Annotated in this window: 13 protein-coding genes; 5 read left to right on the top strand and 8 right to left on the bottom strand. The window is 41.4% G+C overall.

The features are described 5' to 3' along the window. Positions 1-11: 11 nt before the first annotated feature. Together HYS07_04580 and HYS07_04585 are read right to left on the bottom strand one after the other, a co-directional pair. Positions 12-806, bottom strand: a complete 795-nt coding sequence (locus HYS07_04580) for a polysaccharide deacetylase family protein (protein ID MBI1870452.1) — start codon at positions 804-806, stop codon at positions 12-14. Beyond that, positions 803-1,906, bottom strand: coding sequence for a glycosyltransferase family 4 protein (locus HYS07_04585; GenBank protein ID MBI1870453.1), 1,104 nt, complete (start codon positions 1,904-1,906; stop codon positions 803-805). Before HYS07_04585 ends, HYS07_04580 begins: the two co-directional genes overlap by 4 nt. A 124-nt stretch (positions 1,907-2,030) precedes the next feature. Between HYS07_04585 and ugpC the strand changes: the two genes are divergently transcribed. From ugpC to HYS07_04610, 5 genes are all read left to right on the top strand, one after another. Next, a complete protein-coding gene (gene ugpC / locus HYS07_04590) occupies positions 2,031-3,134 on the top strand; it encodes a sn-glycerol-3-phosphate ABC transporter ATP-binding protein UgpC (GenBank protein MBI1870454.1) in 1,104 nt (367 codons plus the stop codon). A gap of 104 nt (positions 3,135-3,238) precedes the next feature. Continuing rightward, positions 3,239-4,654, top strand: coding sequence for a sensor domain-containing diguanylate cyclase (locus HYS07_04595; GenBank protein MBI1870455.1), 1,416 nt, complete (start codon positions 3,239-3,241; stop codon positions 4,652-4,654). Beyond that, positions 4,654-5,982, top strand: a complete 1,329-nt coding sequence (locus HYS07_04600; GenBank protein ID MBI1870456.1) for a GGDEF domain-containing protein — start codon at positions 4,654-4,656, stop codon at positions 5,980-5,982. The genes HYS07_04595 and HYS07_04600 overlap by 1 nt, the downstream gene beginning before the upstream one ends. Before the next feature lie 280 nt (positions 5,983-6,262). Beyond that, positions 6,263-6,463, top strand: coding sequence for a cold-shock protein (locus HYS07_04605; GenBank protein ID MBI1870457.1), 201 nt, complete (start codon positions 6,263-6,265; stop codon positions 6,461-6,463). Between the two features lie 121 nt (positions 6,464-6,584). Beyond that, the gene (locus tag HYS07_04610; protein MBI1870458.1) at positions 6,585-8,618 is read left to right on the top strand and encodes a response regulator; all 2,034 of its coding nucleotides are present in this window, start codon (positions 6,585-6,587) and stop codon (positions 8,616-8,618) included. Between the two features lie 5 nt (positions 8,619-8,623). On the opposite strand, the gene HYS07_04615 is transcribed toward HYS07_04610, so the two are convergent. The 6 genes from HYS07_04615 to HYS07_04640 form a co-directional block, all read right to left on the bottom strand. Beyond that, entirely contained in the window at positions 8,624-9,769 is a 1,146-nt protein-coding gene (locus HYS07_04615; protein MBI1870459.1) for a citrate synthase, read from the bottom strand. Between the two features lie 11 nt (positions 9,770-9,780). Beyond that, the gene (gene prpB, locus HYS07_04620; GenBank protein ID MBI1870460.1) at positions 9,781-10,617 is read right to left on the bottom strand and encodes a methylisocitrate lyase; all 837 of its coding nucleotides are present in this window, start codon (positions 10,615-10,617) and stop codon (positions 9,781-9,783) included. Beyond that, positions 10,614-11,996 (bottom strand): MmgE/PrpD family protein, encoded by a 1,383-nt coding sequence (locus HYS07_04625; protein MBI1870461.1) that lies wholly within the window; start codon positions 11,994-11,996, stop codon positions 10,614-10,616. Before HYS07_04625 ends, prpB begins: the two co-directional genes overlap by 4 nt. Before the next feature lie 156 nt (positions 11,997-12,152). Next, on the bottom strand, positions 12,153-12,788 hold the full coding sequence (locus tag HYS07_04630) for a metal-dependent hydrolase (GenBank protein ID MBI1870462.1): 636 nt from the start codon (positions 12,786-12,788) through the stop codon (positions 12,153-12,155). A gap of 3 nt (positions 12,789-12,791) precedes the next feature. Next, a complete protein-coding gene (locus HYS07_04635) occupies positions 12,792-13,637 on the bottom strand; it encodes a ferredoxin--NADP(+) reductase (GenBank protein ID MBI1870463.1) in 846 nt (281 codons plus the stop codon). Positions 13,638-13,673: 36 nt separating this feature from the next. Then, positions 13,674-14,189, bottom strand: a complete 516-nt coding sequence (locus tag HYS07_04640; protein MBI1870464.1) for a cyclic nucleotide-binding domain-containing protein — start codon at positions 14,187-14,189, stop codon at positions 13,674-13,676. Positions 14,190-14,194 lie beyond the last annotated feature (5 nt).

Raw genomic sequence — 14,194 nt, forward strand, 5'->3', positions numbered from 1 at the left:
ACTTTACACTTTTAACTTTTAACTTTGTTTTTCCTTGCTTCCCACCATTCTTGAATCAGAATAAAATTTCCCCAGGCTTTGAATTTGAAAAAAAAGGTATTGTCATCCTGATAGGTAATCGAAATACGCTTCATCGCATAGGGATTATTGTTTTTATATCTTTTCCCTGGGGTCAAAGCACAAGCTCCATGATATCCGCTCTCTTTTGCCAAATTTTCTAGAGCCGGTTGAATCCCACCTTCAGGATAACTAAAAAAATAAACCGGACGCTCCACCTCTTTTTGAAGAGCCATGCGAGAAATAAAAATTTCACTGTAGGCATCCATTCCCGTCTTAGCTAAATTTTTACCTGTTTGGCCATTGGACCCAAACTCGATGACTCCCCTTTGCGCAATTTCAAAAACCTCATTTTTTGTCATGTATCCTGCTTGTCCCAGATAGGAGGACCGCAAGAAAACCGTGGCAGGAAACTTATATTTTTCAAGAAGGCCAGCCGCATAATTCTTAAAATCAGCATATCCTCCATCAAAGGTAATGGCAATCGTATGGCGAGGGATCGAGTGGCCTTCTTGATAAATTTTAATCACCTGGCTCAAGGGAATAACATGGAATTTCTCACTTGCAAGATACTCCATCTGCCTTTGAAACGCACGGGGATGAACATAATCGGGCGACTTAGCATCAGATTCACCCATATGTTCATATCTCAAAATCGGAAGGACACTCACCGGGCCATAATCTACATAAAAAAGGGCCCCACTCACGACCAAAGTAAAAAAGATAAGCAAAGAAAATAGAATTCTCATTTTGAATGAGATAAGACCTTTTCATACAATGCAATGACTTTGTCGGTCATGCGATCCAGGTTAAATTTCTGACTCACGTGTTCACGACCTTGACTTCCCATGTGACGAGCCAAGGCAGGGTCCTCAAGCATTTTGTTGAGGGTGCGCTCAAGAGCTTGGGAATCCTGAGGTGGAACCAAGATTCCTGTTTTGCCATCCACCACGACTTCAGAAATTCCCCCTACATTGCTTGCAACCACGGGAACCCCTGCGGCCTGAGCTTCTAAAATTGAGAGACTCAAGCCCTCCTGTAAAGAGGGAAGGACAAAAACATCTAAAAGCGATAGCACCTCCCATGAATGATCTGTCCAAGGAATCCAGCGTACAATATTTTTCAGGTTGAAACGAGTTAAATCATCGAGAAACTCCTTTCGAGAAGGACCGTCCCCAACAACCAAACATTGAAGCTTTCTAACTTTAGATAACGCATGAAGAGCCTCCAACAGAAATCGATGTCCCTTGACAGGAGACAATCGGGCAATGATTCCAATGGTTGGAATATCTTTATCCAAATGGTATTGACGTCTGAATTCCATTTTTTCCTCTTCCAAAGGGAGGTGATTCAACTTTGAAAGATCTGTTCCATTATAAATTAAATGAATCTTTTCGTGCGAAACTTTAAAGTCCTTTTCTAAATGATCTCGAACGTGACTGCTGATGGCAATCACTGCATCCCCCCAACAAGGAAATATTTTACGACCCCGATGAGGTCGATAAAAGCCATGGGCCGTGGTTAAAAAAGGAATACCACACAGATGGGAAGCAATAAAGCTTGTGACGGCTGCCACACGGGTTTGGGCATGAATCAACTGGATTCCTTCCTCTTGTATAATCTTTTTCATTCTCCACGCCCCTTTTAACACATGGAGACTCAGCTCTGACTTGGTATGAATCCCAATATTGAAATGGGCCAAATCCGTTGACCTTTCAAACTGACCTCCTCCCGACGCAATGAAAGGATCAACCCCTTTTTCTTTTAAAGCCTTGGCCAAGGTCAATAGATAGGAAGTAATCCCTCCCGCATCTAAATGGGAAGCGACCAAAAGTACTTTTATCTTCATTTAATTCTCCATGACGTAGAAGCCAAGAATAGAGATTGAAAAGTAGAAATTGTTACTCGCCTCAATCTACCCTAAATATGATTGTGTTGACAAGGCTCTCCTTTGTCGAATATCATTTTTCCCTATGGCCCAAGTAAAATTAATTAATCTCAATAAGATTTATCCCGGCAACATTACGGCTGTTAACAATGTCAATTTAGAGATCAAAGACAAAGAATTTGTTGTTCTTGTTGGACCTTCGGGTTGTGGGAAATCCTCAACCTTGAGGATGATCGCGGGTCTGGAGGATATTTCCTCTGGAGAGATTTGTATCGAGGGTAAAAGAATCAATGAGGTTCTTCCCAAAGACCGAGATATCGCCATGGTCTTTCAGAACTATGCCCTTTATCCCCACATGAGTGTCTATAAGAATATGGCGTTTGGGCTCATGCTTAGAAAATTTCCAAAAGCTGAGATTGATAAACGTGTCCGCGATGCTTCCGAAATCTTAGGGATTCAAAATCTCCTGGACCGAAAACCTGTGGCTTTGTCTGGCGGACAACGACAGCGGGTTGCGGTTGGACGAGCCATTGTTAGAAAACCAAAAGCCTTTCTCTTTGATGAGCCGCTTTCAAATCTAGATGCGAAGCTGCGAGTCCAGATGAGAACGGAAATCAGTAAACTCCATATTCGTCTGCAATCCACGATGATTTACGTCACCCATGATCAAGTCGAGGCCATGACCATGGGAGATCGCATTGTCGTGATGAAGGATGGGGAAATTCAACAAGTGAATGATCCGCTGAGTATCTACAATGAGCCGGCCAACAAATTTGTGGCAAGTTTCATTGGAAGTCCCCCTATGAATTTTATCGATGGAATACTGATCAAGCGGGATGGAGCCCTTTTCTTCAAAGAAGATCTCTTTCAATTCAAAGTCAGTGAAGGAATGATGTCTCGTTTATCGAATTATATTGATAAAAAAATTACCTTTGGAATACGCCCCGAAGATATTTATGATAAATTGTTTTTAGGGGATGCCTCTGCCGAAAACACGACCAAGGCGACTGTTGAAGTGGTAGAGCCCATGGGGGCTGAGTTATTTCTTTATCTTAAGAAAGGGAAGCTTTCCTTTGTGGCACGTGTCGATGCTGATCAAAAAGCAGAAGTCAATCAGGATATCGAAATGGTCTTGGACATGGCAAAGGCACACTTCTTTGATCCAGTAACTGAAAAAACGATTTGCTGAATTCGCATTGGGTGACAGACCTTGAGTTTTGACCCGTGAAATTCGAACCCTTATTCCCTCCAGACCTCAAAACTCACCTCTCCTAACCCCTTAAGAGATCAGTCATGAATCGCTATTTATCTGAACGCGTCTTAACGGTCCTTTCATTCCTTCTACTCGTCTCATTCCAACTCTTCATCACAAGCCCTGGACGAAACCTCCCCCAAGAGTGGATCAAGTTGAGCAGTCTTTTTTATATTCCTATCATCTTGCTCGCCCGTATGAGCTTTAGTGTTCTGGGCACTTTGATGGCTACCGTCACAAGCCTTCTTTTATCGTGCATCGTTTTCTTTAGAGGGAATGTCCCCCACTGTTGGGGATGGTTAATGATTCCTCCCATGGTCACCCTGTCAGTTTTTATATCGATGCAGCGCTTTCATAAAATGAGGGTTCAAAGGAAAATCGAGCTCCAGCATCTGGAAGCTGAATGTAACGATGTATCTGAACAATACGCCAAACATAAAGCCATGATCAAATCCCTTAAAAATAAAATTTCCCATTTTTCAACCCTTCGATGCCTGGGAGAAAAACTGGTCTCAACACTTTCCTTGGACACGACCGGCCAAAAAACCCTAGAGGCCGCTCATCAACTGATTGGGAAGGGGGATAAGGCCCGTGTATTCCTACTGGATAATAATTTAAAAACCCTGATCGAGGTCCATCAAATCGATTTAACCGAAGATGGCAAAACATTATCCATTGATCCTGATGACCTTTTTAATCCGTGGATTCTTAAAAATCACCAAAATCTATTGGTTCAAGACCTCCCGACTGACTTTCGGTTTAAAGAAACATCTAAAAAAAATCCTCAACTTTCATTGATTGCGTCTCCCTTAATTACTGAAAATAAATTGCTCGGCGTTCTTCGCATGGAAAGCATTCAATCTCACGCCTTCCAACTTGAAGACCTACGAATGCTCGCGACCCTCTCAACCATCGCCTCTACCGCCCTTAAAAATGCCCGCCTCTATGGCGAGACTCTAGAACTTTCTATTAAAGATGGGCTAACGGGACTCTATGTTCCAACCCATTATCATCAGGAACTTGAAAAAGTATTTGGTCAGGCAAGAAAAAAAGGGCAACCCCTTTCCCTTTTGATGGCTGACATCGATTATTTTAAATCCATCAATGACCAATTTGGTCATACGGTAGGAGATAGCATTCTTAAAAAAATTTCCGAAATTTTACGCCAGGAGATTCATCCAAACTATCTTCCGACTCGATATGGCGGAGAAGAATTTTCAGCGTTCTTTCCAGGATGGAACATCCGCCAAACAATAGAACTCTGTGAAACTTTAAGAAAAAAGATAGAACAACTGTCCTTCGAAATTCGTCGTGAAATTTTGAGTGTGACCATCAGTATTGGAGTCAGTGAAATGAAACCGAATGATTTGAGTAAGGAAGATTTGATCCACCGAACCGATCAAGCCCTTTATCAAGCCAAAAGAACAGGAAGAAATCGCGTGTGTCTGGAGTCATAATGGAACCGTTTCTCATCCTCATACTCTTAACCTCTTCTACTGCTTTAGTTCTCATGGAGAAAGATCGGTGGAATTATCATTCGATCCTCGGCCTCGTTTTAATTTGGATTTTTTTTCAACGTGAAGGCTTTTCTATCATTTTTCTTGAAATAGGTATTCTTGGCCTTTGCTGGTATTCTTGTTTAAAGATGACCTTTCTTCTTAAGAAAAGAGAACAAGAAAATTTAGAGAAGTTTATCCCTCCTATTCAACAAAAAAGAACCATGATCGAATCTCTTGCCATGAGTGACTCCGTCATTTTCGAAGAGTCTAAAATCCTTGCAAGAAGTTTGGCTCAAAAAGAGGCCTTATACGAATCCCTTAAAGAATTAAATAAAACACTCGAATTTTCAAAAACAATTGAAGTTGCTTCCAACCTCATTTCTCAACTGACGAGTTTTGAAAAAGGGTGGCTTTGGGTCAGTGCTGCCTCTGAAAATAACGCCACCCCCTCTTTATGCTACGAACTTTCTCGCAATGAAAAACCCATGCTTAGAAAAGGAAATTTCGAAGAAAACTTCACTGATTCACAGAAAAAACTTCTTACACGATGTATTCATTCACGAACTCCCGTATTCATCAATCATCCAGACCAAGATCCTTCATTGAGCCCTCAAGAAATCTTCTCTGGAATGGCCCTTTCAGGAATTAGTCTTTTTCATGAAGAAACTTTTTTGGGCGCCTTTCTCATTGAGGGCTGTAAGAAAAAGGAACTCGAGTCTCTAGAGATTTTAGCGCTTCAATTGAGCATGGAAATCAAGGAAACCCTTCTTTATGAAAAAGTCAGGAATTTATCCTTCATGGATGGACTGACCCAAGTCTATTTAAGACGACACTTGCTTTTACTTTTGGAAGAAGAATTAAAACGTCTTCAGCAACAAAAAAAGCCCTGTTCCATTTTAATGGTCGATCTCGATTATTTTAAAAGTTTTAACGATCACTTTGGTCATTTGGTTGGAGACATTCTCCTCAAACAAATATCGATGAGCCTTCAAGAAAACTTAAGACCCATGGATCTTGTTGGCCGCTTTGGAGGGGAAGAATTCATGATTGCACTCCCAGAAACCATGGTGGAGGAAGCTTTGGATATCGCTGAAAGAATTAGAACCAGCGTTGAAAAAGCTGAATATTGGATTCATGAAAAACGATTTAAACTCACCCTCAGCATCGGAATTGCAAATTATCCTCAAGATGCCCTCAAACTCTCTCTCCTCATCCAAATGGCAGACACCGCTCTTTACCAAGCCAAAAACCAGGGAAGAAATCGGACGTGCATCTACCATCAATGAAAATTAGTCCACAGTCCACGGTCAACAGTCCGTAGAAAAAAATACTTCCTTTAAATCTGTCGACCGTTGACTGTTGACTGTGGACTCTTCTCATCCCCCTAACCGCCTTAAAACAGAGTATTTATACTAAAAAATAACCCTTGACTACAATCCAATGATCATCGTATGATGTACCTCGAGTTATAGATAGACTTCGGTCCAGAGATGGAAACGTGAGTGTCTTGATGAACTCACGCTTTTTTTTTGCAAGACCAAGCGTGTGACTCAGAAAGGATTCAAAATGGCCAAAGGAACAGTTAAATGGTTCAATGACCAAAAAGGTTACGGATTCATTACCCCTGAAAATGGAAAGGATTTGTTTGTTCACTATTCTTCTATCCAGGGCGATGGCTTCAAGACACTTCGCGAAGGCGATGCAGTAGAGTTTGAAGTGACACGTGGCCCCAAGGGTGAACAGGCAACAAACGTTGTAAAGCGCTAATTTTCCAACGGTTGCTACTCAAGAGAGCCCCTCTTGCGATTCTTATCGTAAGAGGGGTTTTTCGTTTATACAACTCAATTTTTTAGATAGGATGGTATAGAATTTCTAAAAAGGATGGGTCATGCAATTTAAAAAGATAAAATTAGGGCTCTCTTTAAAATTCATTCTGCTGACGACCCTCCTCATTATTCTCACCTCCCTCACGTTAGGATTCTTCTTCCTTCACAGTAAAGAAAAAGACTATGTTAATTTTCTTAAATCCAGAGGGATTGCCCTTTCCAGGACCCTTGCCTTTAACAGTGAATATGGCGTTTTAACCAGTAATACAGACGTTCTAGCAAAGCTAGCCCAAGGGATTCTTCAAGAATCAGATGTGTCTTATTGCGTCATCCACGATTCACAAGGAAAAATTTTGGTTGAATATTATCTTGGGAATGCCCTGAAACCCAACATTCCTCTTCCCCTGATCGATCATGCCTTAAAAATCAAATTCCCTGGAGAAGAAACTTTGATCCAACCGCTTTCAATCAAGATAGATCTCCCCCAAGCTTTTGACATTGCCACGATTGTTAAAACCCGTCGTCTTTCGAAAACACATGAACGGGGAGAACTCCTACCAGGATACCTAGGCATTCTGGAACAAATTAAGAGAAGGCTTAAGATTGAAGGTCAGATCATCGAAGAAAAAATTGGAACTGTTCGAGTGGGATTATCCCTGGTTAGCCTTAATCAATCGGTCTTGAGAATTCAAAAGGCGATCGGCATGATTACCTTACTCGTTGCCTTTGTCGGGATCCTGATCACCATTATCTTAGTCCAACTGATTATTCGACCGATTCAAAGACTGGTGTATGGAACTCGCCAAATTGCCCGAGGCGATTTGACTTATGAAGTAAAAGTTTACTCTCGAGATGAGATTGGAGAACTCGCTTCCTCCTTCAATCAAATGACACTTTTCTTACGAAAATCTCGAGATCAAGTCGAGGAGTACCGAAAGAATCTAGAGCAAATGGTTGAAGAGCGTACCCGACAGTTAAAAGAAACGGAGGCTGAACTGATCCGTTCAGAAAAATTTGCAGCCATTGGAGAACTGATCACGGGAATCACGCATGAACTGAACAATAAATTAACCCCAATCCTGGGCTACGTCCAAATCTTTAAAGCCATGAAGACGAACGATAAATTATCAAAATACATGGAAATTATCGAAGAATCGGCTCTCGCCGCAAAAAAAATCGTTGAATCCCTTTTGAAGTTTTCCAGAACCACTCCTCCCCAAAAAATTTATTACAACCTTAATGAAACCATGGAGGGGACCCTTTTACTCGTTGAACCCGATATTCGAAAAAACAACATCCTCCTTAAAAAAACGCTGGACCCTCAACTTCCCATGACCATGTCCGATCCCTCTCTCATCAGCCAGGCCTTCTTAAATATTTTGAACAATGCATGTCAGGCGATGGAGGAAAAGGGAGGGAAATTAACCATTCAGTCGTATCAGAAAAATGAGAAAATTTTCTTTTCCATCCAGGATACAGGAGTCGGCATTCCCAAAGAAAATTTGATGCGTATCTTCGACCCCTTCTTTTCAACCAAAGAAGTAGGGAAGGGAACAGGTCTTGGCCTCTCGATCTCTTACGGAATCATCCAAAGTCATGAAGGAAATATTCATGTCGAGAGTCAATCGAAAGAAGGATCCACCTTTATCATTGAACTTCCCATTAAAGCTCCAGACCAAATCTCTACACGAACGCCCATCCCCCCGAAAAGACGTCGAATCTCTAAAAAGGGAAAAATTTTAATTATTGAAGATGATCCTTCTGTTCAAACCCTTTTAACCGATCTCTTAAGGAACCGACATGAAGTCACAACAGCGATGGATGGACAGGAGGGAAAAAAGATTATTGAAAAAACAAAATTTGATCTCTATCTGGTAGACTTAAGAATGCCCTACATGAATGGAAAAGAACTCTATGAATGGATAAAAACTGCATGCCCCTCAGAAAAAGAAAAAGTGATCTTCATCACGGGAGATACGCATGATAAAAAGACTCAAATTTTCCTAAGTGAAGCGGACCGACCCCACCTTTCAAAACCCTTTCAGATGGAAAGTCTAGAAAATTTAATATGGCAAATTCTTGAAAAAAAACTGTAAGCCCCTCACCTTTGCTCAATCGGAATATAAGGCTCATCTCGCTTCCCGGTATATTCACATTCAGGACGAATGAGACGGTTATGATCCAGTTGCTCAATCACGTGTGAAGACCATCCTGCAATTCTTGCCAACGCAAAGATGGGGGTATAAATCTCGGTCGGAAACCCAAGTAAATAGAAAACAACCGCTGCAGGAAAATCAACATTGGGATAAAGATTTTTCTCTTTGAGCATGACCTTTTCAATCACTTCAGAAATTTCCATCCATTTTGTTTGTCCCATTTTCTTTCCCAAAGATTCGGCGAAGGGCTTTAAAAGTCTTGCACGGGGATCCCCTTTTTTATATTCCCGATGCCCAAACCCCATGATTTTCCTTTTTTGAACCAAGGCTTCATCAATCCAAGATTTTGCTTTTGAAGGTTCCCCAATTTCTAAAATCATCTTCATCGCCTCTTCATTCGCCCCTCCATGAAGAGACCCCTTTAGAGTCCCAATCCCAGAGGTAATCGCTGAATGCATGTCGGAAAGGGTTGAGGCTGTTACACGACTTGAAAAGGTGGACGCGTTAAAGCCATGTTCAGCATAAATCATCAGGGTCCGATCAAAAATACGAGTGGCCTCGGCGTCGGGCCTCTTCCCTTTCATCATGTAAATAAAATTCTCTGCATGCGTTCCATCCGAAAGAGGGGAAATAACCTTCTCCCCTCGCGTCAGTCGAAAACTGGCAGCAACAAGCGTTGGAAACTGCGCAATCAATCGAATAGCCTTTTTTAGATTTGCATCATGGGTATGAACCGTTCGATCGGGATCAAACACACTCAACATGGAAACCCCGGTCCTCAAGAGATCCATGGGGTGAGATGAAGAAGGAAACTGTTTAAACATCTCAAGAAGGGGTTGGGGAATCGGACGGTTTAGAATTAATTCGTTCAAAAATTTTTTAAATTCATCTTTCTTAGGCAACGTCCCAAAAAGCAAAAGATAAGCAACTTCTTCGTAGACAGAATATTTTGTAAGTTCATGAATATCGTAACCTCGATAAGTCAAATGATCGGTCCGAGGATCAATTTCTGAAATTTGTGAGGGGCCCGCAATGACACCCTCTAAGCCGGGGCTATAGGATTTTTGAGATTTTAATTCGGTGTTGCCCATGATGAACCTTCCTAAATTTGATAGTTGATGAGATCGTAGAGTTCTTTTCTTGTCTGCATTTTCGGAAGAAGCCCTTTTTGAGACCCCTTTTTTTTAATTTCTACAAATGAAGCTTCCAGAGAACGCATCATCACTCGAAAGGCTGTCATTGGAAAAATTACCAGATCATACTCCAATTTGTGAAATTCTTGAACAGAAATATAGGGGGTTTTACCAAATTCGGTCATATTCGCTAAAAGAGGCGCTTCGACTTTGCTAGAAAACTCCTTAAATTCTTGACGAGATTCCAAGGCCTCAGGGAAAATGACATCCGCCCCTGCTTTAAGATAAATTTTTGCCCTCCGAATAGCCTCTTCTAATCCCAGAACCGATCTCGCATCGGTGCGGGCTATAATCAAGAAATCCTTATCTCCCCTTGTCTGAACCGCCGTCTGAATTTTTTGAGCCATTTCTTGAGCATCAACTAAGGTTTTTCCTGGTAAATGACCACATCTTTTAAAAGTGTTCTGATCTTCAATTTGCATTGCCGATGCTCCAGCCCCTTCTAATTCCAAAACGGCTCGCGTCACATTCCGAAGACCTCCAAAACCTGTATCGGCATCCACTAAAATGGGGGTTTTAACACAATTTGAAATATATCGAACCTGCTGGGCTACTTCGGGTAATGTCAAAAGCCCAATATCGGGCTTCCCCAAAAGGCCATTGCTCAGGCCCGCCCCTGAAAGATAAACAGCCTCAAAACCAACACTTTCAGCCATTCGAGCACTAATAGCATTAAAGACACCTGGAAGAACGATCGTTTTTTTCTTTTTTAAAAGGTCCTTCAATTTTAATTTTTGATCTGTCATTTTGATCTTTGATTTTTAATTTTTAAATTTCGAAATAGCCTCAAAATTGCTCCGACATCCTCCATTTTTTCCAAATTCCAAAGTTGGTTCAAAATGTGCTTCTGCTGGTTGGGTGAAAAAATCTTTCGGGTCAAATTTTTGAATTTCTCCTCTACCTCTAAATCCGTAAGAGGTCGAGCCGCATATCCTTTTGAATGAAGAATTTCTTTTTTAAGAATATGCCCATTTTTTAATACGATTTTTAAAGATATAGGAACTGCCTTTGGATAAAGGCGTGTTAAACCTAAATCCTCTTCAACCTTTACTTTTAAAATAAGATTATGAAGTTTTTCATCCTGAATTTTTCGTAATGAAAACTGCTCCAATTCCATCTTACCATCCATCAGGGCCACAGCCACACAATAAGGCAAACTATGATCCGCTGTCTCTCGAGAAACAGGATGCCACTTTTCACGTTCTCCTGCGATAATTTCAATGGCCGCCTTAAATGTCTTAACGTGAATAGATCGAATCTCATCGATGTTCAAAATCTCCTTACGAAGTTCAAGAGCTGCTTCAACAGCACTCTGGGCATGATATTCAACCGGAAAATATTTAATGGCTGTATCCAAAATCTTAAAGCGTTCTCTTTTTCCACCCCATTTTTTAATTTTAAAAGGACCTGAAACCAAGTGAAAAAGACCAAATCTGCCTTCAAAAATGGGGGCAGGACCTGTCATTCCTCTGGACGCTAATCGAGCTGCAAAAAGACCATTACGAGCCGCATTTGCAAAGGCACAACCCTTCCACATCGACAACTCTCCTACCCGTGTTTGCCGTAAAGTAATATTGGCAACTCCAGCTAAATTAACCGCATGATAGGTCTTTTTTTCGGAAAGATGCATTAACTTTGCAGCCACCAATGCCGTCGAAAAAGCCCCATAAGTCACATGATCCCACCCCCGAGCTCGAATGGAAGCCGCATCACATAACCGACATTGAACTTCATAGCCCAAAACGACTGCCGTTATAAAATCTTTTCCTGAAGAATGAAGATCTTCACCCATTGCAAGTGCAGCTGAGAAATTGTCACTAGGATGCGCCGGCTCTTTTGATAAATACGTATCATTGTAATCAAGATAGCGAATCAGAAGGCCATTGTAAAAAGCTGCTGCCTCAGGACTTGTTCTAAAACGTGTTCCAAAAAGCGTCGATCCTTTTTTAGAAGGAAATTCCCAAATAACTTGTCGAGCCATTTGAGCAGGAACACTTGAAAATGCGGCAACTGCACAACCCAAAGAATCAATCAATCTTCGTTTCACCTCATGAACAACCTCACGGGGGATCTCTCGATAGGAAAGACAATAGGAATATTCACTTAACTTTTCAGCAAGATTCATTTTAAAAATCCACCATAAAAATGGCAACGTCCTCCCTCCCCTTTAGTTTAAAGGGGAGTTGGAGGGGTTACGGGGTCTAAAAGGAATAACTCCCCAAACCCCCAACTCCCCAGGCCCCTCTTACCTTAAGAGGGGGTATTGATAAAAGAGGGGGTATCAATAGGAGAGAAAAACTTTTATAAATTGTACTCTTGAAGAAGTGAGATCCGCATAATAAAGATAATGTAGGATAACTCCCAAAACCAGGGCTCCGGCAACCATCCAAACCCAACCCTTTCTTTTTCCATTGAAAATCCAAGCCAAAACAAGCGGTGCAAAAACTGCAAACTCAATCCAATAAGACCAAAGATTACTCGATGAAAAAGGAGATTCTCTTAAACTCGTCCGACCGAAAAAAACGAAGGGACTGATCAGCCGCTCTTTATAAAAAGGATAGAAAAGTGGACAGCCATAAGGAGGCGATGGATCTCGAACAAAAATATCGAGAATTAAATGAAGATTCACCAAAACTAAAATGATGAATAAATCTTTTCCTCTCCATGTTTTCCGCCAAATTCCGTAGAAGAACCAAAGAAATAGAGCGATGGCCGTAGCCCCTAGAAAACTATGCGAAAATTGATGATGAAACCGATAGACATCCCCCACAAAAAGACCTGGAATAAAATCCAAATCGGGGCTATTTCCGCAGAAAATAAAAAAGAGCAACAATTTCCAATCTGAATTCCACTTTTTTTGAATGCTGCCTTTATAAAAAATGGCACTGACCATGGAATGAGCGAGTGAAGATGGCATGGATTAATACACCTCAACTAAAATTCTTTTTCTGAGCTCCTCATAAGCGGTCGGGGATAAAATAGATTGAAGGGTTTCATAAATTCCCTTTTCTATTCCCTTTAAGCCGCAGATATAGATCAGCGTCTTGGTATCCGTTAGAATAGGAACGAGTTCCTTCTGATGCTCTAGCAAACGATGCTGAACATAAACTTTAGTTCCATCTCTATTCTTATCTTCACGACTCACGGCCGTCACAAAATGAAATTTTTGATGTGTTTCATAATTTTGAAATTCTTTCTCATAGAGAATATCTGAACGATAAGGCGTTCCAAAAATCAGCCATGCGTGATTTTGAAAACCCTTCTGAAAAAGCTCTTTTAACATTCCCCGAAATGGCGCAATTCCTGTCCCTGTCGCAATAAAAATATAAGAGGGATCGTTCACATGCTCGGGCAAGAGAAAACGATTGCCTACGGGCCCTGTAATTCTTACAGCATCCCCTTTTTTTAAATCACAGATGAAGTTTGAGCCTACTCCCCTTTTTTCAAGACCCGTCACGGGATCTTGATAAACGACCCGCTTCACGCATACCGATAAACTTTGAGCATCCCCTTTTTCTCCTCTGCGATGAGAAGCAATGGAATAAAGACGCACCGCATGAGGTTTCCCTTTCTCGTCTATCCCTGGCGGGAGAATTCCTACGCTTTGACCTTCAACATATTCGTAAGAGCTTCCTTGAAGATTGATGACCACATGACGAGTATCATTCGGACTTGAATCGGCCGTTAATTTGATATTTTCAAGAACCGTAGCCGTCCATGGACTGGAAACCTTATAAGTATTTAAAGAAATTTTTTTCTCGCTCATAAAATCCGCAATCCGAAATCCCCAATCTAAAATTGTTTAAAATGGCCAATCGGCTTGTAGTCGAGCACGAAGTTGATTGAGTTCATGGGGCCGCTGAGTCTGCCCCAACATATTTGCAAACGCTTCATCCATCTGACGTAATCTGAAACTCAAAATTTTGGCAATTTGATACATTAATTTAAAAGCACCCAGCCTTCCCTCAGACAAAAAACGCTCGAGGGCTCCTCGGTTCATTTTAAGAAGCGTCGTCTTTAAAACAGCCACAGCAGTAGCCGATCTTATTTGATCTGTTAGAATTCCAACCTCTCCCAAAACTGCATTTTCACCCAGACGTGCAATCGTTTCTTCATGCGCCCCCGCAGGAAGGCGAATTTCTATAGCCCCTTGGCCAATCAGATAAAGGGCATCCGCCAAATCCCCTTTCTTAAACAAAACATGCCCCTGGGAAACCTCTAAGAGCTGGGCACAACCCTTCAGTTCAGAAATTTCATGATCTGAAAAACCTCGGCACAAATCCGATCGCTTTAAAAATGAAAAAACATCGATGGACATTTTAA

This window comes from Chlamydiota bacterium (genome assembly GCA_016178055.1).
GTDB lineage: Bacteria > Auribacterota > JACPWU01 > JACPWU01 > JACPWU01 > JACOUC01.

What these genes read in the sequence shown, in the direction of transcription:
- HYS07_04595 (MBI1870455.1), top strand. Translation starts at nt 3,239, where the DNA reads ATGAATCGCTATTTATCTGAACGCGTCTTAACGGTCCTTTCATTCCTT.
- HYS07_04625 (MBI1870461.1), bottom strand. Translation starts at nt 11,996, where the DNA reads ATGAATCTTGCTGAAAAGTTAAGTGAATATTCCTATTGTCTTTCCTAT.
- HYS07_04585 (MBI1870453.1), bottom strand. Translation starts at nt 1,906, where the DNA reads ATGAAGATAAAAGTACTTTTGGTCGCTTCCCATTTAGATGCGGGAGGG.
- prpB (MBI1870460.1), bottom strand. Translation starts at nt 10,617, where the DNA reads ATGACAGATCAAAAATTAAAATTGAAGGACCTTTTAAAAAAGAAAAAA.
- HYS07_04640 (MBI1870464.1), bottom strand. Translation starts at nt 14,189, where the DNA reads ATGTCCATCGATGTTTTTTCATTTTTAAAGCGATCGGATTTGTGCCGA.
- HYS07_04580 (MBI1870452.1), bottom strand. Translation starts at nt 806, where the DNA reads ATGAGAATTCTATTTTCTTTGCTTATCTTTTTTACTTTGGTCGTGAGT.
- HYS07_04615 (MBI1870459.1), bottom strand. Translation starts at nt 9,769, where the DNA reads ATGGGCAACACCGAATTAAAATCTCAAAAATCCTATAGCCCCGGCTTA.
- HYS07_04600 (MBI1870456.1), top strand. Translation starts at nt 4,654, where the DNA reads ATGGAACCGTTTCTCATCCTCATACTCTTAACCTCTTCTACTGCTTTA.
- ugpC (MBI1870454.1), top strand. Translation starts at nt 2,031, where the DNA reads ATGGCCCAAGTAAAATTAATTAATCTCAATAAGATTTATCCCGGCAAC.
- HYS07_04610 (MBI1870458.1), top strand. Translation starts at nt 6,585, where the DNA reads ATGCAATTTAAAAAGATAAAATTAGGGCTCTCTTTAAAATTCATTCTG.
- HYS07_04635 (MBI1870463.1), bottom strand. Translation starts at nt 13,637, where the DNA reads ATGAGCGAGAAAAAAATTTCTTTAAATACTTATAAGGTTTCCAGTCCA.
- HYS07_04630 (MBI1870462.1), bottom strand. Translation starts at nt 12,788, where the DNA reads ATGCCATCTTCACTCGCTCATTCCATGGTCAGTGCCATTTTTTATAAA.
- HYS07_04605 (MBI1870457.1), top strand. Translation starts at nt 6,263, where the DNA reads ATGGCCAAAGGAACAGTTAAATGGTTCAATGACCAAAAAGGTTACGGA.